This window comes from Parahoeflea alexandrii (assembly GCF_024105735.1).
GTDB classification, from domain to species: Bacteria; Pseudomonadota; Alphaproteobacteria; order Rhizobiales; family Rhizobiaceae; genus Hoeflea; species Hoeflea alexandrii.
Genome location: NZ_JAAAML010000001.1, coordinates 1,915,520 through 1,937,656, shown reverse-complemented (window position 1 = coordinate 1,937,656; position 22,137 = coordinate 1,915,520). Strand labels below are relative to the sequence as shown.

The window sequence follows — 22,137 nt, the reverse complement described above, 5'->3', positions numbered from 1 at the left end:
TTACAACTCGATGTCTATGGTCATTCCGTCATATCCGGGCTCGACGTGATCCGGCGTCTCGTTGAGCACGGTTTCATAGTCAAGCGGCACATGCATGTGGGTCAGGATGGCGCGCTTGGGGCCCAGCTTCTCGATCCACCATAGCGCCTGGTCGATGGAAAGATGGCTCGGGTGCGGCTTGTACTGCAGCGAGTCGATGATCAACACATCGAGATCCTGGAGCTTCTCCACCGTGGCGCGCGGAAAATCGCTGACATCGCAGCAATAGGCGAGGTTGCCGATGCGGAATCCGAGCGACCGGATCGAGCCATGCACCTGATCGAGCGGCTGGACTTCGATCGTTCCGCCCTCGCCCGCAATGCTGATCGGCTCGTTGAGCGAGTTGATCAGCACCGGCTGAGTGATCGGCGGGTACTCGCTGCCCGCCGGCGTTTCGAGGCAATAACCGAAGCCGGCGCGAATGCGGGCCATGGTTTCGGGATCGGCATGGATCGGGATGCGCCTGCGTTGTGTGAGCGCAAAGCCGCGCAGGTCGTCAATTCCGTGCACATGGTCTGCATGCGAATGGGTGTAGAGCACCGCATCGATGCTGTGCACCTTGTTGGCGATCATCTGTTCACGGAAATCCGGCCCGGTATCGACCACGATTGTCGTCTCGCCGCCATCGGCGCCGAACTGCCGTATCAGGAAGGCCGCGCGGGTGCGCCGGTTTTTCGGGTTGTCCGGATCACAGGCGCCCCAGTCGCCATTGACCCGCGGAACGCCCGGCGAGGAGGCGCAGCCAAGAACCGTGAACTGGCGGCGGACCGGCGCCGTCACAGCCGCGGCATCTTCGAGAAGCAACGGAACGCGTTTTCGGTCGTGATCGCGGCAATCTCGTCGTAGGAGACGCCCTTGACCTCGGCCAGCACTTCCGCCGTGTTGACCACGTAGGATGGCTCGTTGCGCTTGCCGCGCCAGCGTTTGGGCGCCAGATACGGCGCGTCGGTTTCCACCAGCAGCCGGTCCATCGGTACGGTTGCGGCGATCTCGCGAAGCTCGGTCGACTTCGGGAAGGTCAGGATGCCTGAATAGGAAACATAACCGCCCAGCGCCACGCCGGTGTCGGCCAGCCCCTGGCCCGACGAGAAGCAGTGCAGAATGAAAGGGAAGGCCCCCTTCCCCGTTTCCTCGGTCAGGATCGCCGCCATGTCGTCGTCGGCGCTGCGGCTGTGAATGACAAGCGGCAGCTGTGTGCGCCGCGCCGCCTCGATGTGACGCCTGAGACCGGTCTTCTGGTCCTCGGGTTTCTGCGTGTCGTAGAAATAGTCGAGCCCGGCTTCGCCGATCGCCACGACCTTGGCGTTGGCTTCGGCGAGCTGCACCAGCTCGTCCGCCGTCACGTCGAGTTCTTCATCGGCATTGTTGGGATGGGTGCCCACCGAACAGAAGACACTGGGATAGCGCTCGGTCAGCGCCAGCAGCTTCTCCAGCTTCCGCACCCGCGTGGAGATTGTCACCATCTGCCCGACGCCCGAGGCATGTGCACGGGCAACAAGTTCATCGCGTTCCGCATCGAAATCGGCGAAATCGAGATGGCAATGGGTGTCAACCAGCATCCGCCTCAGGCCTCCTCGGGCGCGATATAGCGCGGGAAGACCGGCGTCGGTTTGTCGATCGGCGTTCCGGCTTCCAGGCGGCCGGCTTCGCCGAGCGCCCTGAAATCGCGCTTGTCAGCCGGGATACCGAGCAGATCAAGCAACTTGCCCGCCGATTCCGGCATGAATGGCTGCAACAGGATCGAGATCTGGCGCACGGTTTCCGCCGTGACGTAAAGCACGGTTTCCATCCGCGCCGGATCGGTCTTCTTCAGCGCCCAGGGCTCCTGGCCGGCGAAATAGCGGTCGCTGTCGGCGACAACGTCGATGATCGCGGCCAGCGCCTTGTGGATCTGGAAACTGGCCATCTCCGCGCGCGCGCTGTCGATCACCTTGTCGATGGTGTCGAGAAGCGCCTTGTCGTCGTCGGTCAGGGCACCGCAGGCTGGCATCTTGCCGTCGCAGTTCTTGTTGATCATCGACAGCGACCGGCTGGCGAGGTTGCCGATGCCGTTGGCGAGATCGGAATTGATCCTTGTGGCAATCGATTCAGGGCTGTAGCTGCCGTCCTGTCCGAACGGCACTTCGCGCATGAAGAAATAGCGCACCTGATCGAGCCCGTAGGCCTCGATCAGCGCAAACGGGTCGACCACGTTGCCGATCGACTTCGACATTTTCTCGCCCTTGACCAGCAGGAAGCCGTGGGCGAACACCTTTGCCGGGAGAGTGAGCCCTGCCGACATCAGAAACGCCGGCCAGTAGACCGCGTGGAACCTGACAATGTCCTTGCCGATCATGTGGATGGCGGGCCAATAGTTCCATTTGTCAGCCGCCTCGTCGGGAAAGCCCGCGGCGGTAATGTAGTTGGTCAGCGCGTCGACCCAGACATACATGACGTGCTTGTCATTGCCCGGCACCGGCACACCCCAGTCGAAGGTCGTGCGAGAGATCGACAGGTCTCTCAGACCGGATTTGACGAAACTCGCCACTTCATTGCGCCGCTCTGTCGGCGCCACGAATTCCGGATTGTTTTCGTAGAGCGCAAGCAATTTGTCGCCATAGGCAGACAGCCTGAAATAGTAGCTTTCCTCTTCCACCCATTCGACCGGCGAACCGAGCGGTTCCCGCCTGACGCCATCTTCGCCAACGGCGGTTTCAGCCTCGTCGAAATAGGCTTCCTGGCGGACCGAGTACCAGCCGCCGTAATTGTCCAGATAGATGTCGCCATTGGCTTCCATCCGCTTCCACAACTCCTGCACCGAGCGCTTGTGGCGCTCCTCGGTGGTGCGGATGAAATCATCATTCGAGCAATTCAGCTTGACCAGCATGTCGCGGAAGACGGCGGAATTCCTGTCCGCCAGTTCGATCGGCTTGATGCCTTCCTTTTCCGCAGTCTGCTGCATCTTCTGGCCATGCTCGTCGGTGCCTGACAGGAAGAACACGTCCTTTCCGTCAAGCCGCTGGAACCGCGCCAGAACATCGGTGGCGATCGCGGTGTAGGCATGGCCGATATGCGGAACCCCATTGGGATAGAAGATCGGGGTGGTGATGTAGAAACGCTCGGTGCTCATGATAGCCTTCGAATTCTGTATCCGGGTCCGGATCGACACTCGGGACCCCACGCGCCGGTTTCATAAGCGATAAAGCCGCGGGATGCCATGCCCTGTGATTGTTCAAATGCCTCGGCCGAAGCGCCTCATCCGAAAAATATGGAAAACACATGCAGCACGGTCTGCTTGCGATCAAGATTGTAGGCGGCTGCGGTGGCAAAATGTTCTGCGAGCGTCGCTGACATGCGCGCCAGCCGGTCGGCCTCGGCGAGGTCACCTGCGGCGCCGGCCTCCCGCGCCATCTGCTGAACCCGGTCGACGGCAAAGCCGGTGAAGAAGTCGTAGGCGACATCCCGGTCCCGCGCCGAAAGCGTCTCGGCCAGCTTGTAGATCGGTTCCCGGTCGTTGAGGTTGCCGCGTTCCAGGATATCGACAAACGCCTCGGCGATGTCGACGCCGCCATAGTTTCTCAGCAGCAGGGCCCGCGCGACGCTGCCCTCACTGAGCCTGATGATTGCATCGGTCTCGCCGGGGGCGGCCCCCAGATGCGCCAACGCCCGGTCGAGATCCGGCGGCGACAGCGCCTGAAGCTTCAGCGACAGGCAGCGCGAGCGGATGGTTGGGAGCAGCCGCCCCGGCGTGTGCGACAGAACCAGAAACAGCGACCGTTTCGGCGGTTCTTCGAGGATCTTCAGGATGGCGTTGGCGGCATTACGGTTGAGATCGTCGGCCGGATCGATGATCGCCACCCGCCAGTTGCCGGTCCCCGATGTCTGGCCGAAGAACTTGCCGGCCCGCCGCACTTCATCAACGGTGATGACCGATTTGGCCTTGCCGGTCTTCTCGTCCACCGGACGTGCCAGGTGCAGCACATGGTGCGAGGCACCGCTTGAAATCTGCCGGCCGACCGGATCATCAAGATCCGGATCGGCGATGTGATCGGGAGCATCCAGCGGGTCGGGATGGGTCAGCACATGATGGGCAAACCGATAGGCAAGCGTCGCCTTGCCGATTCCTTCTGCACCCTCGATCAGGATCGCATGGTGCATGCGGCCCGACCGGTACGCCGTGGCAAGGAATTCCTGTGCGGAATCATGGCCATAGAGCACGGTGTTGCGCTCGGGCGGTATTGCGCCCTCCAGAAGACCCGGCTGCTCTCCATTCATGCCTTGCGGCCCTTGGCCGGTTCCCCGGTCCGATTGTCATCGAGAACGGGTTCAACGGCCGCAAGAATGGCGAGCGCCACGGCGTCCTCCGACTGGTTGGCGTCAATCAGCCTGCAGCGGTCCGGCTCGGTCCGGGTCAGGTCGATAAAGGCCTCGCGGCGCTTCTCGTGTGTTGACACCTCCTCTTTCTCGAACCGGTCCGGCGCGGCATTCTTGCCTTCCCGCGCCTTGGCCCGCCGCAGGCCCGAAGCTGCGGGCAGGTCGAGCACGAGCGTGAGGTCGGGAACCATGCCGTTGATGGCTACGCGTTCGAGGTTCTGGATGAATCTGGGTTCGAGATTACCGGTGACGCCCTGGTAGACCCGGCTTGAATCCATGAATCGGTCACACAACACGATCGTCCCTTCGGCAACCGCGGGACGGATCACTTCCTCGATATGGTCGCTGCGGGCTGCGGCAAACAGCATGGCCTCCATGCGCACGCCGAATTCTTCCGCGGCCCCCGACAAGAGCACGTGCCGCACCGCTTCGGCGCCACGCGACCCGCCCGGCTCACGCGTCACCAGCACATCGTGCCCGCGTCGTCTGAGCACGTTGGCCAGCCGGTGGATCTGCGTCGACTTGCCGACGCCCTCCCCGCCCTCAAATGTAATGAATCGCCCTGTGCTGTTCGTCACGCTTACTTTCCCTGTCGCCGCAGGCAGACAATGCACACGGAACATTTTGCTGAGCTCACCGGTTGGCACCGGTTCACCCCTGTCTAAAGCAATTCAGAGCAGAAATGAACGCTTGGCGAATACGTTACAGCCAGAATTGCGCAAGTTCGATCAGTGCATCGAGCGCTTGGGTGTGCAGCGGCCCCTTGTCCACGGCCCGGGCGGCGAAAAGCGGTGTCTCCTGCGAGAGCGTATCCCCGATATAGACCTTGAGAACCCCTACCTGGGCACCTTCTTGGATCGGTGCGCGCAGCGGCCAGCGGTAGGTGATTCGCGCTGTCAGCCGGTCCGGGTTGGTGATTGGAAGCAGGATGTCGACCGCCCCCGGGGCCTTGACAATCGCACTGTCCGCACCCCCGTAGACGCTGACCTCGCCGATGGTTTCGTCCTTGGCGAACAAGGTCTTGCGTTCGAAGGCACGGATGCCCCATTCGAGCATCTTGCGAGATTCCTCCGCCCGTTCCCGTTCGGTCGCCAGCCCGCTCATCGCCAGATAAAGCCGCCGCCCGTCACGCTTGATCGAGGAGACGATGCCGTAGCCGGACTCCTCGGTAAATCCGGTCTTCAGGCCGTCCACGCCAATGTCGAGGCCCAGAAGTGGGTTACGGTTGCGCTGGCGAATGTTGTTCCAGGTGAACTCCGGCTGGGAGTAATACCGGTAGAATTCGGGATAGGTCGACTGGATGTGCCGCGCCAGCGTGACGAGATCCTTCATGGTCACCTTCGAGACCGGGTCGGGCAAACCGTTCGAATTGCCAAAGACCGATTTGGTCAGACCGATTTCACGCGCCCGTTCCGTCATCAGCCGGGCGAAGTTCTCCTCGGAGCCCGCCATGCCTTCGGCAATAATGATGCAGCCGTCATTGGCCGACTGGACAATGACGCCCTGGATAAGGTCTTCGAGCCGGATCGAGGACTTGAGTTCGGCGAACATGGTTGACGTCCGCGACATGGCGCCGCCGGTCCGCCAGGCGTTTTCGGAAACCTGAAATGTGTCATCGAGTGTCAGCCGACCGCTGCGGATGGCGTTGAACACCACCTCCATGGTCATCAGCTTCGCCAGCGATGCCGGCGGCACCGGTTCGTCTTCATTCTTGGCAAACAGAACCGTGCCGGTATCGGCATCGATCAGGTAGGCCTGTTGGGCACGCGTCTCAAACAATTGCGCCAGCGCAGGCGTTGCCATGCCGCTTGTCAGAAGCGCCAGAACGAAAAACAGGCGGGCAAGCACTGACCGGGTCATAAAACCATCCATCACAGGAGAATACCGATTACCTGGATAACTTTAGCAATCTCGCGGGAACGGATCAATGCTTTGATAAATCTCGGTTTTGCCGTCGCGGACTCTTCGCGGAACGATGTAACGAACCGGCTCGCACGGCGATGCGGCTTCGGTCAGGGCCGGTGGAGGTCTTTTGAAAGCAGGGTCTCGAAGGGACGCCGCGCCACGGTCACACGCCCGCCCCAGAAGGCCATTCCTACGTCATGCATACCTGTCAGGCCATTCGCGGCGATCGGAAGCCCGAAGGATGGCCGGTCGGGAAGCACCGGCCCGATCTCGGGCAGGATAAAACCGGCCGGAATGTCGAGCGGTGAGCCTGCCAGGGTGCTTGCCGGCACCGATTGGTAGGAAGCCACGGAAGCCGTGCCCAATGCTGCCGGGGGGGCGACACTGGAAGCTGCAGAACCAACACCGGGCAGTGCCTGGTCCACAGCATTCATCGCGAGCATCACGCCGCTGGCAATAACGCCGCCCGCAGGCGCGTCGGAGCCGCCGGGCTGATAGCTCGCCATCAGGTAGCGGGTGTCGTCGCCCTCGACCGGCGCTCGGCCGACATACTGGACCCGGACTGCCGCGACGCCCTCGTGCTTCATGTCGAGAAGTTGCGCAGCCTTGTTGGACAGGTCGATGATCCGCCCATGCGCGAACGGGCCCCGGTCATTGACCCTTACGATGACCGAGTTTCCGTTCTTTTTGTTGGTAACCCGCGCATAGCTGGGCAGCGGGAATGTCGGATGCGCCGCGGAAAGATGGAACTGGTCATAGATCTCGCCATTGGCGGTCAGTCGGCCGTGAAAGTTGGGCCCGTACCAGGATGCAAGCCCGGCCTTGTCGTAGTTCGGGTCTTCCTTCGGTGTGTACCACTTGCCGCGTACCCGGTAGGGTTTTCCCACAAATGCGCGTCCTCCCCCCTTTTTCGGGCGCACTTCGGTCGTGACCCGGGGACTTGCGCCGACGCCATATTCGGCGGATGAGAACTTGGTCTTGGTGTTGATGTGAGAACCAGCGGAGCCACTGCCGGATTTGGATGTGGAGCTGCAGCCGGAAAGCCCGATAGATACGAGCGCCACCAGTGCTGCACAGGCCGCGTGGCGCAGCCGTGCTCCGTTTTGATACATCACCGTGTGTCCCACACCGCTACCCGATACTCTGGCGGCCGCCAATATGGCCAGGCAGTTCGTCCCCTGCAAAGCCGTCCCCTTCGATCAATGCGTTTGATAAGCTAATCGAAGGTTTAGATCGCCGGGCAAGATGGCAAAATTGCGATTGCCTGCCCGGAGATGGCCGTCAAAGCGGCGGATATGGTGAATTTTGGGTAAAGCTCAACCCTCGACCCGCGCCCTGCCGCTGCGGCCGTCATCACGAACCCAGTCGAGTGACCGTTCTCCGGTCTTCTTGATTCGGAAGCAGCTTGGCTTGCCGTCATACCAGGTCGGCCACTGCTGACACAGGTTTTCACCCCTCACCCACCATTTGCCACTCTCTTTCGGAGCAAAGAACTTGCCCAGGCCGAGCGCCGTGCCGTCGCCCGTGACAATGCCCGAACGCTTGTAGTTCAGCGGGAATTCGCCGCCGAAGGGTGTTGCCAGATAAACCCGTTTGCCCGAAACGAATTGCTTGAGTTCGCTGCCCTCGAGCTGTTCCGCCTGGGCCGTAACGGGAACAAGCGATACAGCGACTGCCGAAAGAATGCCGAGAAGTGTGGTCTTACCGCGCATGTTTGATCTCCGTGTGGATGTCGGTTGAAGGTGGTACGCTTCAAATACGCAATTGGTTTCATTCAAGAGAAAAAAATGTTGCCGTCCTGCAGTGCAGAAAGGAACTGTGCCCCCATGAAGACTACCCTCCTGCTGGTTTCAGGTGCACTGGTTTTACTGGCAACCTTTGCGCTGTTCTACCTCTTCAATGCCTATGCCTGCGGAATGAACCCGACCGGTTGCCGCGGGTTTGTGCTGAACTGGGATGACTGGGAAACACTGCGGTTTCTCGCCCCGACCTTCCTTATTGGAATGGCGCTGTTGATCGCCGGAACCTGGCGCCTATTGACGCGGCGCCCACCTCTCTGAGCAGCGGATCCGGCAAGAAAACTTGGGTCTTGCCTGCGATTGGGGCGCTGGATGATGTGCTCCGGCCCGCTCGGCCGATAACGGCATCTCGAGCGTCCGAATCCTGCAGGCAGAAAGACCGCAGCCACCGGTTCGGGAACGGTGGTGGCAAAAACTGGCGGTATGGTGGATTGGCGTTGACTGCTGCTCGCGGAAGGCTGTAGAAGCGCGGGCGGAAGATATTGGGTGGCAAGTTGGAAGCAAGCGCTGCAAACCGGGCGTCTGCCACTTCCAGACTGCAAATCAAGTCAATATCCTGGAGGGGTGGCCGAGCGGTTTAAGGCACCGGTCTTGAAAACCGGCGTGCGGGAGACCGTACCGTGGGTTCGAATCCCACCCCCTCCGCCATTTCCTTCTGCGTCTTGCCGCACGCCAACCCAAAACGCGATGGCTACGGCTTCGGTCTTTGTCCTCTCTCCTCCGCCGCATACAGCGAAGCCAAGCCGGACGACGACAGGCCGACCATGTCAGGTCCATGCGCCGCGACTTCAAACCGTGTTCGGCCGGTCAGCGCGTGCGCTGTTTGCTGTTCATTGTCTTTGCAGTTTCACTGCCTTCAGGCGAAAGGCCGTGCCTGGTGCGAACCAGGTAGGTGGGGCGGCGTTTGACCTCGGAATAGATACTCGAGACATATTCTCCAAGAACGCCAATGCCAAGGATCTGGATGCCGCCGAGAAACAGAATGCCTGTCAGCAGCGACGCGTAACCCGGAACATCGACGCCGAACACGAATGTTCTTGCGACGATGAAGCAGGCATAGGCAAGCGACAGCATCGAGATCATCAGGCCGATATATGTCCACATGATCAATGGTACCGCACTGAAGCTGGTGATGCTCTCGATCGCCAGCAGCCAGAGTTTCCAGAAGGAAAAGCTCGATTTCCCCGCCGAGCGTACCGGACGCTTGTAATCGACAAAGACCGGAGTGAAACCGACCCAGGCGAAAATGCCCTTCATGAACCGCCGGTTTTCGGGAAGCGCATTCACCGCATCGACGACGCTGCGATCCATCAGCCGGAAATCACCAACATTTTCAGGAAGCTGGATTTTGGCAAGGCTGTTGTGAAGCCGGTAGAACCATCGCGCCGTCGAGCGTTTGGCAAGACTGTCCTCGCTTCGGTCGGTCCGCCGGGCAAGCACCAGTTCGGCACCGTTGAGCCAGAGTTCGACCATGTCGGCAATCAGCGCCGGCGGATCCTGCAGATCAACATCGATCGGCACCACCGCGTCACCTTCCGCCTCGATGAGCGCGGCCGTCAGGGCGGCTTCCTTACCGAAATTCCGGGTCAGGTCGATAAGGGCCACATCGGTGGTGTCTTCACGCCAGCTCAAGATCCGCTCGACGGTCGAATCCGAGCTTCCATCATTGACAAACAGTACATCGAGCCGGACGCCGCCTTCAAAACGCCTGGCCAATTCGTCGCGCAGCTCTTCGATCGCGGCGCGAAACGGCCCGATCGCCTCTTCTTCATTGTAAACGGGAACCGCAAGCGTCACACGCTTCATGTCAACCTTCGCCTGTCTGATTAATGGTCCTATTGGGCCTTGACCTTGAGCACCACAACCGTCTGGAATTGACCGCCGGAATTGGTGTTGTACCCCGAAACGCGACCGACCGCCTCCAGACGGCCCTCGCCCACCAGGTTTTGAATGGCCTCAACCTGGTTTGCAAGGGCAATGACGATTTTTTCGCCCGGGCCCGAAAGGATCTTGCGCCGGCTTTCTTCATCCGCTGGCAGCAGGTCGATGATTTCATCGTGGGGAAGCCCGACATAGAAAATCAGGCTCGGCTCACGGTAAGTAACGGTATAGACAGGGCTGTGACTTGCGCGCGTGGCGTTGACGATCTCCGCCAGTGGTTTTGATACCTTGAGCGCTGTTTCCGCCTGCGGCACGACCACCCATTGCAAAACGGCCAACACCGGAAACACGCTGGCGAGAGTGAGCCGCGTGGCCGCCTTGAACTCTCCCTTCCACTGCAGCCGGAAGATGACCACGGCGAAGCCGGCGATCAGAACCCCGATGAGTGCCGTTGCACCCCATCCCAGCCCTCCGAACCCAACCACGCCAAAGCCGATGACGGCCACAGCCAGCGTCAGGGTGAAGACGAGATAGGCCAAGGCCCCGATGCGAAGCCAAACCTGCTTTCCCATTGGACCGGGCTGGACCAGAAAGGCAGCCACTGCGAGGGCAAGTGCCGGAAACACCGGCGCGACATAATGCGGAAGCTTGGTGGCCGCGAGCGAGAAGATGACGAAGGCTGGAGCAAACCAGCTCAGCAGGACAATCCGATCAACGCGGCTGCCGAGCGCGCCTGAAAAGGCAGCGCGCCCGGCAGCCGGAAGATGCATGATCCAGGGTGAGATGCCGACCAGGATGACCGGGATATAGACCGGAAGCGTGGCGATATAGCCCAGCAATCCGGAGCCGCCATGACCTTCCATCGGTTGCAGGAAGCGGCCGACAATATGGATGCCGACGCCTGCTTCGTAGAGCTCGCCGCCACTCATCATGTTTGCCGGCACCGCCCACAGCAGAAACAGCCCCAGGCCGCCGATTGAAGAGAGGGCAAACAGCACCATGGTCCCGAAGGCTGGCCTTCGGGTGGTGTCGAGCAGCAGCCAGGAAATGGCGACCGCCGGGATCACCACGGCTGGTCCCACCGGTCCCTTTGTCAGCATTGAAAGCGCGATGGCGATGCCGAACACAAGGGCCATGGCCTTTGGCCGTGTGCCATCATAGACGACCTCGATATAGGCCCACATGGCCAGGCAGATGAAGGCGATCAGGGTCGCGTCCAACATTGCGGTCGCGCCGAGATAGGCTATCAGCAACGATGAAGGGTAGAGCAGCATGGCCCAGAAACCGGCAGCTGTGCCGAACATCCGCCGGCCGATAAGAAACAGCAGAAAGGCGGTTGCGGCCGTGGCCGGGGCTGAGATGAAACGGGCAGCAAATTCGTTTTCACCGAACACCGCCATGGATCCTGCCATCAGCCAGTAGATCAGCGGTGGCTTGTGGGCGAAGATGTCTCCGTTGAAGTGGGGAACCAGATAGTTGCCGGTTTCGAGCATCTCGACTGCCGTGCGCGCATAAAATGCCTCGTCCCGGTCCCAGAACATTGTTGTCGGCATCAGCGCGGCAAGAGCGACAAGAATGGCCACGGAGACTAGGAGCGCCGAACCGGTTCCCCCGTTGCGGCTGGTGTCAGCTGTGCTCATTCACCACTCACTTCCCAAAAAACGTCGTCAGACGGATGCAACACTCAATCGGGCCTGTCTAGGCTCTTTCCAGAGGGGCAGAAGCGTTGTGCAGGTCCCCTATGGAAGATCGCTGGACGCTGCCGGTTTCCGGATCCCTGAACGCGTCCGAGACGGGTTTGCCCTATTCGAAATGCCGGCGCAACCGAAAAGCGGGCCGAACCCCGATCCGCACGCTAGCTCGTGTGTCGAGAAACAGAAGCCCGTGGGCTGCAAACAGCTTTGCCACCACATAGGCCATGGTGGCGCCAAACAGCAGGCCGACGATCACATCGCTGGGGTGATGGGCGCCCACGCCGACCCGGCTGAAACCAACCAGAACGCCGACCACAAGAAACACGTGGCGGAAACGCGGCGCCAGCAGCGACATCACCATGGCCATCGCACCGATGGTCGTGGAATGCCCGGATGGGAAACTGGCAAAGCTGGCATCGATGGCGAAAGGATGAAAATCGAACAACCCGTGCTCTTCGAACAGCCGTGGCCGCGGGCGGCCGATGACCCGCTTGATCAGGGTGGCCAGCAGTGAGGGCAGGCCAACGCCGATGAAGATGTAGCTGAGTGTGACGATCCAGCGGAACATCCGGACCCTGCCGCGCCGTGACAGCAGTTCGGTGTTGATCAGGGCGAAGGCAATCAGCGCTATACCCGTCGGGATCAGGATCCAGTCCGACTTGCCCAGGCGGGTCAGCAGGTTTGAGATCCAGACGACAATCTCGGGGTAGTTGCCCCTGTTGGCAGCAACCGCAGCGTCGAGCCAGACCATCGAGATCAGTCCGCCCAAAACGCACAACAGGACCACTTCCCAAAGCAGAAGTGGCGAGATGACAGGCCCGGGTTTGCGGCGGGCGCGCCGGCGAAAGGCGAGACCGAAATTCGAGCGTACATTGTTGACTGCGCGGGTGTAGATCCTTTTTGTGAACCCTTTCACCTGTGTAAATTTCACGCTGCTCACATCAAGACACTCTTTCAAAGCCGCGCAACCTCGCCTTTCCGGATCGGAGTGTGTGCGGCGATGCGGGGGAATCCATTTCGGCCAATCATCCGGACACGCTTGCCAGACTTCACCGCGCGGGACATTATCCGATATGCCGAATGATGCAAAGACAGTGGACAGCAATCAACCAGTTGCTACTGCAGCTCGGTGGCGCGCATGGTGACGTACCGGCCTTTTACTCGTCGCTGCGTTTTTCAAGTACCCCGAAATCGCTTGATTTATCGCTGATCTCGGCGATCTCCACACCTTCGGACTGAAGTCCGCGGCGCAACAGCTCGCGCACAGCGGAAGCCCGGCTGGGCATGCGCAACTTGAAACGCCAATCGTCAATCGCCGAGAGTTCCTCTGGCGACAGCATGATCTGAAGGCGTTCATTTCTTTCACGGTACATCGCAGGAATTCCGTAAAGCCGGGTTTCGCATGGTGTTAGTAACTGGTGCATCTTACGCAATCGGCGGCAAATTGGCCATAGGTGCACTGTGTACTCCCGATGCAACCGTGGCCTTTATACCTTCGCAGGAACACGTATCTATTGGGATAGAAAACGGCGTTTATCCGGCCGCTGGCCTGCCGCGCCGGCATCTGCTGCCGGAAAAGAGGGAGTACGCATGCAAAAAGATCCGAAAATTCTCGTTGTCGCAGAAGAACCTATGTTGATGGTGGACATGCTGTCCGAACTCGAAGGCCGTGGCTTTTCGGTCGAGCCTATGAAACCAGGCGAACAGTCGCACAACTGCCTTCACCCCGGTGCGGTTGACGCGGCGGTGTTTGATTTCCACCGGCTGAAAGAATTCTCTCTTCGTTTTGCATTGGAACTGCGCCGCCTGTCGGTTCCGGTCGTGGCTTTGGGCGACGACCATTCATCCGACGTGGCCCGCCGGGCAGGTATCGAAGACTGTCTTCCCATGCCGGTCGACTATGACAGGCTATCCGAACTCCTGCTCGCACTGGTGCACTTTCCTGCCCCCACACACGACGGCGCAGGCGGCCATGCTGGTAATCCGGTCTGAGGCCCGGGCTCAGACTGATCATGTTATTACCGGCTCTGGACTAGCTTCCCATAAAGTGCTCCAGCTTATCAACCACATCCAGCGATATCGATTGCCTTGCCGGGATGCTGTCCAGCGGACAGGGTTTGTCGAAACGCTTGAGTGCCTCTCCCATATCGAAAACGTTGGCCGCTTCCAGCCCAGCCAGTTCCTTCCATGACACTGGAATGGCAACGGGGGCACCTTTGCGGGCACGAACCGAATAGGGAGCGATCGCCGTCGAACCGCGGTCGTTGCGCAGCCAGTCGATGAAAATCCGGTTCTTCCGTTTCGCCTTCGACATCGTGGCGACGTAACGCTCCGGCTCTTTTGATGCGAGGTAACTGGCCACGGTCCGGGAGAAAACCGATACGGTTTCCCATCCTGCTGTTCTGCGTAGCGGAACGATCACGTGAACCCCCTTCCCCCCGGTGACCATCGGAACGCAGTCGAGACCGACCCGGTCAAGCAGCGCGCGGATGGCCTCGGCTGCCTCCTTGACATCCGAGAAGCTCAGTCCCTCGTCGGGATCAAGATCGAACACAAGCCGGTCGGGCTTCTCCAGCATGTCTTTCCGCGATCCCCAGGTGTGAAACTCGATGGTGCCCATCTGTGCGGCTGCCACAAAACCTGCCCGGCGGTTGATCACCATGTACGGCTCGGTCTTGCCGGAACTTTCCTTGAGATCCATCGTATCGATGCCATCGGGAAATCCCTTGCCTGCATGCTTCTGAAAAAAACAGTCTCCGTCCCGCCCGTCCGGACAACGAAGCAGGGAAACCGGCCTGCTCCCGGCCAGCCCGAGCATGCGGTCCGATGCCTTTTCGTAGTAGCCGACGATATCGCCCTTGGTACAGCCGGCATCGGGAAAGACAACGCGATCCGCGTTGCTGATCATTACACCGAGAACGGTTGTTGTATTGTCCGGATTTTCGGGTTGCTTCTCCAGTTTGACCATTCTGCCCTCCTTGTCCTCGCGTACACCCTTGAACACGGCATGCCGGAGAATGCCCTGGTCGGTGAGTTCGGCATACTCCACCTCGACGACCATGTCCGGCCGGAGCCACCGCGCGGAGTCCGCAACATCATCAGGTACATCTTCGAACGGGCTTGTCTGGCGGCTTTTGTCGTTCATCAGGGCCGACAGCGTTCCAAAGTGGGCATCATTGAAGCCAACGCCTGAAGCTGATGCGCCCGCCCGAACTCGTCGCGGAATACATTTCCACCGGTATCGAGACCAGCGAAAAACGTAACTGCCCCTTCCAGATCGGTCGTGCGGCCATGGTTCACTCCAGTCTTCACCTGTTTGAACGGCTCAATGATCAGCCGTTCGTGCCCTGATCTGCATAGAGCTTGCGAGCCCGCAACCGAGGAGCCAGCATCCAGGCGAGCGGCGCGGTCAGAATGAAGCCGGCGATGATGACGGCAGGCAACAGGTAGACAGCGTTCTGCGAAAGTGCGGGTATCGAAAGAACGGTGATCGCGCCTGCTCCGAAAAGCACGGCGTTGAGTGGCAAGGCGATCATGCCGGCGATGAATGTGCGTGTACGCATTTCGCTCTCCTTTGTTCCTGCTGACCAACGCTCAAGTTGCGCTGTTGTTCCGATCTGCTTTGCCATGCACAGGTGCTGGCCGGCCTAAACTGCTGGCAGGCGGTCGAGTAGATCTTCCATGTGGACCGGGAACTTGCGGACCCGCACGCCTGTCGCTTCATGGACCGCATTGGCAATCGCGGGCCCCGCGCCGCAGATGCCAAGTTCCCCGATCCCCTTGCTTCCCAGCGGGTTTGAGTGTTCGGAGTAACCGTCGAGGATGTGCACTTCCAGATCGGGAACGTCCCGGTTGACCGCAATGTGGTACTCGGCGAAATCGCGGGTCATGAAGCTTCCGAAGCGGTCGTCCATCAGGCTTTCTTCCAGCAGCGCCCCGCCGATGCCGAAAATCATGCCTCCCATCAGCTGCGACCGAGCGGTCTTGCGGTTGAGGATGCGTCCCGCATCGAAAACGCCCAGAAGTCGCCTGACCCGGATTTCTCCGGTGTCGGCATCGACTTCAACTTCTGCGAACTGTACTCCGTAGGAATAGTCTGCCTGGCCCTTCGCATGGTTGTCTGGGTCCACGGCGCCGTCCGCGCTCAGACCTTCAGCACCGATGAGGTCCGCAAGTTCGATACGTTTTCCATTTGCCAGGACCCTGCCGTCCTTCATGGCAAATGCGTTGGCGGAGACGCCGCTTTCGGTGAGCCGTTCACTCAGCGCCGATTTGAGTTTGGCGCAGGCGTCGAGCAGCGCCGAGCCCGAACTGGACGCTCCAAACGATCCCCCCGACCCCGCCGTTTCGGGAAAACGGCTGTCGCCGAGTTGCACAAGCACCTGGCTCGCCGGCATTGACAGTGTTTCCGCCGCGATCTGGGTGAGGATCGTGTAGGTACCGGTTCCGATATCGGTCATGTCCAGTCGCGCAACAAGTCTGCCATCGGCAGCCAGTTTGACTTCCGCCTGTGCAGGGCTCAGCGTATTGGGGCGAATGGCGACGGCCATTCCCCGCCCGACGAGCTTGCGGCCCGCCATTCGGCTGCCGGGTTTGACCCGGCCGGACCAGCCGAACTTGGCGGCCCCGGTTCTGATACAGTCCAGAAGCCGTCTATCGGCAAACGCATGCCCGCTTGTGGGATCCTGTGTCGGTTCGTTGAGGATCCGGAACTCGACCGGATCGACCCCGCACATTTCTGCCAGTTCGTCGATGGCTGTTTCGTATGTCAGCGTGCCAATGGCTTCTCCAGGCGCGCGCATGCTGTCGACCTTGGGAATGTCTGCCTTGACCATCCGGTGGAAGGTATGAATTGCATCGGCGGCGTAGCTGGCCCGCGTTGGCGATGCCGGTGCTTCGGCAAACGGATAGTTGCGGGCCATGGAGGCAAGCGAGGAATGGCGGACAGCCCTGAGCTTGCCGCTGGCGTCTGCGCCGAGCTTCAGCTCCTGAAGATGCCGTGATCGGTGCGGACCGTTGGCAAACAGGTTTCGGCGGGTTTGCGCAACGCGCACGGCTTTGCCGCACTGCTTTGCGGCGAGAGCGGCAAGAATTGCCTCGTTGTGTACCCCGAGCTTCGAGCCAAAGCCGCCCCCGGTGAAGGGGGATATGATGCGGACATTGGCTTCGTCGATACCAAGTGTGTTGGCATAAGCCGAGACAGCGGACGCGACGATCTGGATCGCCATGTGGACAATCAGTGTCTCGCCATCCCATTGCGCCACCGTGACATGCGGCTCCATTGCCGAGGCATGTTGGGCGCCGGTCAGATAGCTTACCTCCAGTTTGTGTGTGGACTGGGAGAACTGCGTCTCGAAATCTCCATCCTGGGTGTCCACTTCATCAAGCCCATCGACACTGTCCGGCTTTTCCGCCTGATCCTTGTGGTCGAGTGCATTGAAAACACCCTCTTCAGTTTCGATTTCGACTCGGACCAGACTGGCGGCATACCGTGCCTGTTCAAGCGTCTCCGCCACCACCAGCGCCACCGGTTCGCCGAAGTGGCGGACGCGGTCGTTCTCAAGCACGGCGTGAGACTGGGTGAAGCGTCCCTCGTCCTCCGGGCTGCCATAGGGCTTCTGCTGCGGCACGGTCTTGTAGGTCAAAACCGAAACCACGCCATCGGCGGCTTCCGCGTCAGCCACGTCCAGTGCCACAATCTTGCCCGGAGCGGCTGGCGCTTCGACGATGAAGCCTTCTGCAATACCGCCTTCCACCTGATGGTCCCCGGCATACTCGGCCCTGCCCGTCACCTTCGCCGGACCGTCCACGCGGTTCATCGGCTCGCCGATGATCTTGCTGGTCGATTGTTCCATCTCAATTGCCTCCCAGTCCGGTCAGCTCCCGCAGCATCGCAACAACAACGCGCGGTGCCAGAATCTTTTTGAAATCATTGTGCCCATGGCCTTCGGCGTCGGCCATCTCCTGTTCCAAGGCCTCCATGAACAGCGCGGCTTCGGGCATCTTGCCTTCCAGCATTGCTTCGGCCTTGGTCGCGCGCCACGGCTTGTGCGCCACGCCGCCCAGCGCAATGCGTAGGTTGCGCATGTGCCCGTCCTCAAGATCGAGTGCAATCGCGGCTGATACCACCGCAAAAGCATAGGACGACCTGTCACGAACTTTCCGGTAGGACTGAAGCCGCGGCGGCGAGGCTGGCAGTTCCACCGCGACAATCAGCTCTCCCTCATCAAGCACATGATCGAGATCGGGCCGGTCGCCGGGCAACCTGTGCAGTTCCGTAACCGGAATCCGGCCTTCCGTGCCGTCGCGCTTGCGTGTAACGACTACCGCACCCAGGGCAGCCATCGCGACCGCCATATCCGAGGGATGAACTGCAATACAGTTTTCGCTTGCTCCGAGGATGGCATGAAAGCGGTTGAGCCCGTCGAGCGCATCGCAGCCGCTGCCGGGTTCCCGCTTGTTGCAGGCCCGCGCCGTGTCATAGAAATACTGGCAGCGGGTCCGCTGCAGCAGGTTGCCGCCGGTCGTCGCCTTGTTGCGCAACTGCTGGGTCGCGCCTGACAGAAGCGCAGACGAAAGCACCGGATAGTCTCTGCGGATCAGCGGATGGGACGCCAGATCGGTGTTGCTGACCTGTGAACCGATAAGCACAGCGTCTCCGCGCTCCTCGATCCGGTCCATTCCTGCGCGGGTGACATCGACGAGAACATCAGGGGTTTCGATCTGGTGTTTCATCAGATCTATCAGATTGGTTCCGCCACCCAGGAACCGCCCGGCTTCGACGTGGCCGAGATGCTCTGGTGTTTCAAGGCGCTGATAATCAAAGGGTTTCATCGCTTGTCTCCCGACACGGTTCTGATGGCCTCCACGATGTTGTTGTAGGCACCGCATCGGCACAGGTTGCCGCTCATCCGTTCGCGGATCTCCTCATTGGTCATCGCCACACCAACCTCGCCTGTTACCACGCTCGGCAAGCCTTCGCGGATTTCGTCCACCAGTGCTGCAGCCGAACACAACTGCCCGGGCGTACAGAAACCGCACTGAAGGGCATCCTTGTCGATGAATGCCTGCTGCAGCGGATGCAGTTCGCCGGCTTCTGAAAGCCCTTCCACCGTGATCACGGTGTCGCCCTCATGGGTCACTGCCAGCGAAAGGCAGGAGTTGATCCGCCGGCCGTTGACGATCATCGTGCAGGCGCCGCACTGGCCATGATCACATCCCTTTTTGGGACCCTTCAGGCCCAGCGTTTCCCGCACCAGATCGAGCAGCGAGCGGCGCGGATCGATCTCGACATCGTGAACCGTGCCGTTGACGGTCAGCATAAGTGGATACAAGGCGTGTGCCTCCTCATCTGCAAACATTGAACCGGACAGACGCCGGTAACCTCACGGTAAACCTCCCAGCCGTTGCAATCGTTCCGCCATGAACTGAAATTTTTGGACCATCGGTCGATCGCGGAACGATCCATCGCGCCCGCCGTTGTGCAGAGCCAACCTGTTGAGGATTCCACATGACTTTTGATCGCCACGGTGAAAGAGAAGCCAGAAAGTCACTGGTGGAGAAGAAAAAACTCCATGAAAACAAATCGTTCTGGGCGAAGACACCGCGAATCTCGGTTCGACACCATCAAAAACCGCCAGTCGGGTCCTGCGATGTGCTCATCATCGGCAGCGGCATCAGCGGCGCCCTTGTGGCGGAACATTTGTGTGACGGCACGCGGAATGTGATGATGGTCGACAGGCGCAAGCCTGTGCGCGGCAGCAGCCTCGACAGCACGGCAATGATCCAGCACGAGATAGATATCCCGCTTCATCAACTGGCGCGGAAGATCGGTGAAGACAGCGCCATCCGTGCATGGAGACGCTCTCGCGACGCCGTCACTTCGTTGGTCGATCTTGTCCACAGCCTCGAGATCGATTGCTCTATGCAGGCCAAGCGCACGCTGTATCTTGCGGGAAACGAATTTGGATCACGGGCGCTCCGGACCGAGGCCGGGTTGCGAGAGAAAGCGGGGATCGAGGCCAGATATCTCGACCGGGATACAACCGCGAAGGAATTTGCCATAGATCGTCCGGCATCGATCGTCTCGAGCGATTCCGCATCGGCAAACCCGGCCCAACTGACGGCTGGGCTGATCAGGATCGCCCAGGCACGGGGACTGAAACTGGCAAGTGCGGTTGAGGTGACCGATGTGCAGTCCTTTGGGGACCGGGTTGCCTGCGCGACCAGCGATGGCCGGCTGATTACCGCCAGGCATGTGGTGTTCTGCAGTGGCTACGAGTTCCTCAAACGGCTCGAAAGCAGGAAACATTCGGTTATCTCGACCTGGGCGATTGCTGCAAGGCCGCGAGGCTCTGTGCCAGGCTGGTTGGAGAACCACCTCGTCTGGGAGGCCAGTGACCCCTATCTCTATCTCCGCATGGCCGCAGACGGCAGCATCATCGCCGGCGGCGAGGATGAGGACAGCGCCGATGCCTTTGACGACCCGGTCAAGCTGACCGTCAACACCCAGACGATCATCGCCAAGGCCGAAGCCCTGCTCGGGATCCGTCTTTATCCGCCTCACAGCCGGTGGGCCTCACCGTTCGGCAATACGAGTACGGGGTTGCCGTTCATCGGCGCGGTTCCAGGTCTTGAAAACGTCTATGCGGTGATGGGATTCGGCGGAAACGGCATCACCTTCTCCAAGATCGCCGCCGAAATCATCAGGGGCGAAATCAATGGAAGCAAGGATCGGGATGCAGAGCTGTTCAGCTTCCCGGAAACGTGACCGAAGCAAGGGCACAGCCGCTTTCGCGGCCCCTTCTGGCAACGGTCAATCAGGTTTTCACCGGCCAAGCACGATCGGGCGATCGCCCTCCTGCCATTGCGGATACTTCTCCATGATCTGCGCGAACCGCTCGGACGCCAGAAACCGCTCGAGCCAGGCCTGCAGACTTGGCCAGGACTGTGAATCGAACCAGTCCTTGTCGATGAAGGCGAACTGGCGGACAAAGGGCAGGATGGCGAAATCGGCAAGGCTCGGGCCGTCGAAGATCCAGTGGTCGATCGTCGCGTCGAGTTGGTTCAGGAAACCGGCGGCCACGCTGCGCTGCTGCTCCGGGTCAGTGCCCGGATAGCGGTCGGCATACTTGGTCCGGTCGAGTGCGTGCTTGAAGGGGCCGTCCACCTCGGCAATCAGCCCGTAACCCGCTTGCGGCATCGACAGCCAGCCTTCGGGATCATGTTGTTTCAGGGCCCAGATCATCACGTCCAGGCTCTCGTCTATCACCTCACCGGCGTTGACAAGACAGGGAACCGTTCCGCTCGGAGAGGCTTCCAGAAAGGCAGACGGTTTGTCCCGCAACACGACTTCGCGCAATTCGACCTCAAGCCCCGCCGACAAGATGGCTAGACGGGCGCGGATCGCGTAGGGGCAGCGGCGAAAGGAGTAAAGAACGGGCGTCATCACGCTCCTGCTGTAGCAAACTCGGCCCGGATTTCAAATGTGGCGGGGTTGCCATCCGGTCACCTCCGGCTGCAGCAAAGGCTATTTGCCCCACCTCAACGCCATCACATCGAGATCCCTGGCGAGTTCGAGCAGGCGTGTCCGGGTACGTTCCGACATCGGCTTGAGCGGGTGGCGTACATGGTCGCTGCCGATCACCCCGCCTTCCTTGAACACCACCTTGGCCGCACGCAATCCGCATTGGCGGTTCTCGTGATTGATCAGCGGCAGGCATTTCTGCCATTGGGCCAGCGCCGCATCCTTGTTGCCGGCCCGGTACTCGGTGACTATCGGCCGGATCAGTTCGGGAAACATCGCAGAGGTCATCGTGCCCGTGGCGCCGGCGTCAAGATCGGCAAGCAGCGTCACCGCTTCTTCTCCGTCGAACGGTCCGTCGATGTGGTCTCCGGCGGCCTCGATCAGAGCGGCCAGCTTGTCGGCGGCAAAGGGGCATTCGATCTTGAAATAGGACACGTTTTCAAGCTCGCGGGCGAGCCGCGCCAGCAAGTCGACCGGCATGGTGACCCCGGACAGGGGTGCGTCCTGCACCATGATCGGGATCGAGATGGCGTTGCTCACGGCTTCGAAATGCTCGAAGATTCCCTGCGGCGCGGGGTACAGCCCGGAACCGTGATAGGGCGGCATCATCATGATCATCGATGCGCCCATCGATTGCGCCGCCTGTGCCCGCTGCGTCGCGATCTGCGTCGAGAAATGGCTTGTGGTGACGATCACCGGTACCCGGCCATCCGCATGCTCGAGACTCAACCGCATCAGCAGGCTGCGCTCGTCATCCGACAGCAGGAACTGCTCGGAATAGTTCGCCAGAATGCAGATCGCATCCACCCCCTGATCGATCATGCAGTCGATCACCCGGCGCATCCCGTCCTCGTCCACGCGTCCGTCCGGATGAAACGGTGTCGGAGCCACGGGGAGAATGTTGGCGAGCGGTTGCTTCATCTCATAGTCCTTTCGGGAA

The 22,137-nt window shown here is 60.5% G+C and carries 23 protein-coding genes and 1 tRNA gene; 5 read left to right on the top strand and 19 right to left on the bottom strand.

Annotation, left to right across the window (positions count from 1 at the left end; all coding sequences use genetic code 11):
- From GTW23_RS09015 to GTW23_RS08980, 8 genes are all read right to left on the bottom strand, one after another.
- Positions 1 to 843, bottom strand: a complete 843-nt coding sequence (locus GTW23_RS09015; RefSeq protein WP_252915448.1) for an MBL fold metallo-hydrolase — start codon at positions 841 to 843, stop codon at positions 1 to 3.
- Positions 816 to 1,598, bottom strand: a complete 783-nt coding sequence (locus GTW23_RS09010; RefSeq protein ID WP_252915447.1) for a TatD family hydrolase — start codon at positions 1,596 to 1,598, stop codon at positions 816 to 818. Before GTW23_RS09010 ends, GTW23_RS09015 begins: the two co-directional genes overlap by 28 nt.
- Positions 1,599 to 1,603: 5 nt before the next feature.
- Positions 1,604 to 3,151: a methionine--tRNA ligase gene (metG, locus tag GTW23_RS09005; protein WP_382264191.1), complete on the bottom strand. Its 1,548-nt coding sequence runs from the start codon at positions 3,149 to 3,151 to the stop codon at positions 1,604 to 1,606.
- A gap of 122 nt (positions 3,152 to 3,273) precedes the next feature.
- Positions 3,274 to 4,293: a DNA polymerase III subunit delta' gene (locus tag GTW23_RS09000; protein WP_252915445.1), complete on the bottom strand. Its 1,020-nt coding sequence runs from the start codon at positions 4,291 to 4,293 to the stop codon at positions 3,274 to 3,276.
- Entirely contained in the window at positions 4,290 to 4,970 is a 681-nt protein-coding gene (gene tmk / locus GTW23_RS08995; protein WP_252915444.1) for a dTMP kinase, read from the bottom strand. Before tmk ends, GTW23_RS09000 begins: the two co-directional genes overlap by 4 nt.
- Positions 4,971 to 5,094: 124 nt before the next feature.
- Entirely contained in the window at positions 5,095 to 6,252 is a 1,158-nt protein-coding gene (locus GTW23_RS08990; protein WP_252915443.1) for a D-alanyl-D-alanine carboxypeptidase family protein, read from the bottom strand.
- A 152-nt stretch (positions 6,253 to 6,404) separates the two neighbouring features.
- Entirely contained in the window at positions 6,405 to 7,409 is a 1,005-nt protein-coding gene (locus GTW23_RS08985; protein ID WP_152008799.1) for a septal ring lytic transglycosylase RlpA family protein, read from the bottom strand.
- A gap of 204 nt (positions 7,410 to 7,613) precedes the next feature.
- Positions 7,614 to 8,009 (bottom strand): hypothetical protein, encoded by a 396-nt coding sequence (locus tag GTW23_RS08980; protein WP_152008798.1) that lies wholly within the window; start codon positions 8,007 to 8,009, stop codon positions 7,614 to 7,616.
- Between the two features lie 24 nt (positions 8,010 to 8,033).
- On the opposite strand from GTW23_RS08980, the gene GTW23_RS08975 reads away from it, so the two are divergent.
- Together GTW23_RS08975 and GTW23_RS08970 are read left to right on the top strand one after the other, a co-directional pair.
- Positions 8,034 to 8,357, top strand: a complete 324-nt coding sequence (locus GTW23_RS08975) for a hypothetical protein (RefSeq protein ID WP_252915442.1) — start codon at positions 8,034 to 8,036, stop codon at positions 8,355 to 8,357.
- Between the two features lie 297 nt (positions 8,358 to 8,654).
- A tRNA-Ser gene (locus tag GTW23_RS08970) sits at positions 8,655 to 8,744 on the top strand.
- Positions 8,745 to 8,903: 159 nt separating this feature from the next.
- On the opposite strand, the gene GTW23_RS08965 is transcribed toward GTW23_RS08970, so the two are convergent.
- From GTW23_RS08965 to GTW23_RS08950, 4 genes are all read right to left on the bottom strand, one after another.
- Positions 8,904 to 9,902 carry a glycosyltransferase family 2 protein gene (locus GTW23_RS08965; protein ID WP_252915441.1) on the bottom strand — a complete coding sequence of 333 codons (999 nt, stop codon included), beginning with the start codon at positions 9,900 to 9,902 and terminating at the stop codon, positions 8,904 to 8,906.
- 29 nt (positions 9,903 to 9,931) lie between these two features.
- A complete protein-coding gene (locus GTW23_RS08960) occupies positions 9,932 to 11,617 on the bottom strand; it encodes an ArnT family glycosyltransferase (RefSeq protein ID WP_252915440.1) in 1,686 nt (561 codons plus the stop codon).
- Between the two features lie 163 nt (positions 11,618 to 11,780).
- Entirely contained in the window at positions 11,781 to 12,602 is an 822-nt protein-coding gene (locus GTW23_RS23485) for a phosphatase PAP2 family protein (protein ID WP_252915439.1), read from the bottom strand.
- 226 nt (positions 12,603 to 12,828) lie between these two features.
- On the bottom strand, positions 12,829 to 13,044 hold the full coding sequence (locus tag GTW23_RS08950) for a hypothetical protein (protein ID WP_152008793.1): 216 nt from the start codon (positions 13,042 to 13,044) through the stop codon (positions 12,829 to 12,831).
- Positions 13,045 to 13,261: 217 nt separating this feature from the next.
- On the opposite strand from GTW23_RS08950, the gene GTW23_RS08945 reads away from it, so the two are divergent.
- The gene (locus GTW23_RS08945; RefSeq protein WP_252915438.1) at positions 13,262 to 13,663 is read left to right on the top strand and encodes a DNA-binding transcriptional response regulator; all 402 of its coding nucleotides are present in this window, start codon (positions 13,262 to 13,264) and stop codon (positions 13,661 to 13,663) included.
- A gap of 40 nt (positions 13,664 to 13,703) precedes the next feature.
- Here the strand turns inward: GTW23_RS08945 and ligD are convergent, their stop codons facing one another.
- Complete coding sequence (gene ligD, locus GTW23_RS08940; protein WP_252915437.1) at positions 13,704 to 14,816, bottom strand: DNA ligase D; 1,113 nt, start codon at positions 14,814 to 14,816, stop codon at positions 13,704 to 13,706.
- A 53-nt stretch (positions 14,817 to 14,869) separates the two neighbouring features.
- Between ligD and GTW23_RS23550 the strand changes: the two genes are divergently transcribed.
- A complete protein-coding gene (locus GTW23_RS23550) occupies positions 14,870 to 15,022 on the top strand; it encodes a hypothetical protein (protein ID WP_382263694.1) in 153 nt (50 codons plus the stop codon).
- Here GTW23_RS23550 and GTW23_RS08930 read toward each other — a convergent pair.
- The 4 genes from GTW23_RS08930 to GTW23_RS08915 form a co-directional block, all read right to left on the bottom strand.
- A complete protein-coding gene (locus GTW23_RS08930; protein WP_152008790.1) occupies positions 15,004 to 15,234 on the bottom strand; it encodes a hypothetical protein in 231 nt (76 codons plus the stop codon). The two genes, GTW23_RS23550 and GTW23_RS08930, sit on opposite strands and share 19 nt — an antisense overlap.
- Before the next feature lie 84 nt (positions 15,235 to 15,318).
- A complete protein-coding gene (locus GTW23_RS08925; protein ID WP_252915436.1) occupies positions 15,319 to 17,526 on the bottom strand; it encodes a xanthine dehydrogenase family protein molybdopterin-binding subunit in 2,208 nt (735 codons plus the stop codon).
- 1 nt (position 17,527) lies between these two features.
- The gene (locus GTW23_RS08920; protein WP_252915435.1) at positions 17,528 to 18,505 is read right to left on the bottom strand and encodes an FAD binding domain-containing protein; all 978 of its coding nucleotides are present in this window, start codon (positions 18,503 to 18,505) and stop codon (positions 17,528 to 17,530) included.
- Entirely contained in the window at positions 18,502 to 19,032 is a 531-nt protein-coding gene (locus tag GTW23_RS08915) for a 2Fe-2S iron-sulfur cluster-binding protein (protein WP_382263699.1), read from the bottom strand. Before GTW23_RS08915 ends, GTW23_RS08920 begins: the two co-directional genes overlap by 4 nt.
- A 149-nt stretch (positions 19,033 to 19,181) precedes the next feature.
- Between GTW23_RS08915 and GTW23_RS08910 the strand changes: the two genes are divergently transcribed.
- Positions 19,182 to 20,441, top strand: a complete 1,260-nt coding sequence (locus GTW23_RS08910; RefSeq protein WP_252915434.1) for an NAD(P)/FAD-dependent oxidoreductase — start codon at positions 19,182 to 19,184, stop codon at positions 20,439 to 20,441.
- 57 nt (positions 20,442 to 20,498) lie between these two features.
- Here GTW23_RS08910 and GTW23_RS08905 read toward each other — a convergent pair whose 3' ends face one another.
- Both GTW23_RS08905 and GTW23_RS08900 read right to left on the bottom strand, forming a co-directional pair.
- Positions 20,499 to 21,119, bottom strand: coding sequence for a glutathione S-transferase (locus GTW23_RS08905; protein WP_152008786.1), 621 nt, complete (start codon positions 21,117 to 21,119; stop codon positions 20,499 to 20,501).
- A gap of 81 nt (positions 21,120 to 21,200) precedes the next feature.
- On the bottom strand, positions 21,201 to 22,118 hold the full coding sequence (locus GTW23_RS08900; protein WP_252915433.1) for a dihydrodipicolinate synthase family protein: 918 nt from the start codon (positions 22,116 to 22,118) through the stop codon (positions 21,201 to 21,203).
- Positions 22,119 to 22,137 lie beyond the last annotated feature (19 nt).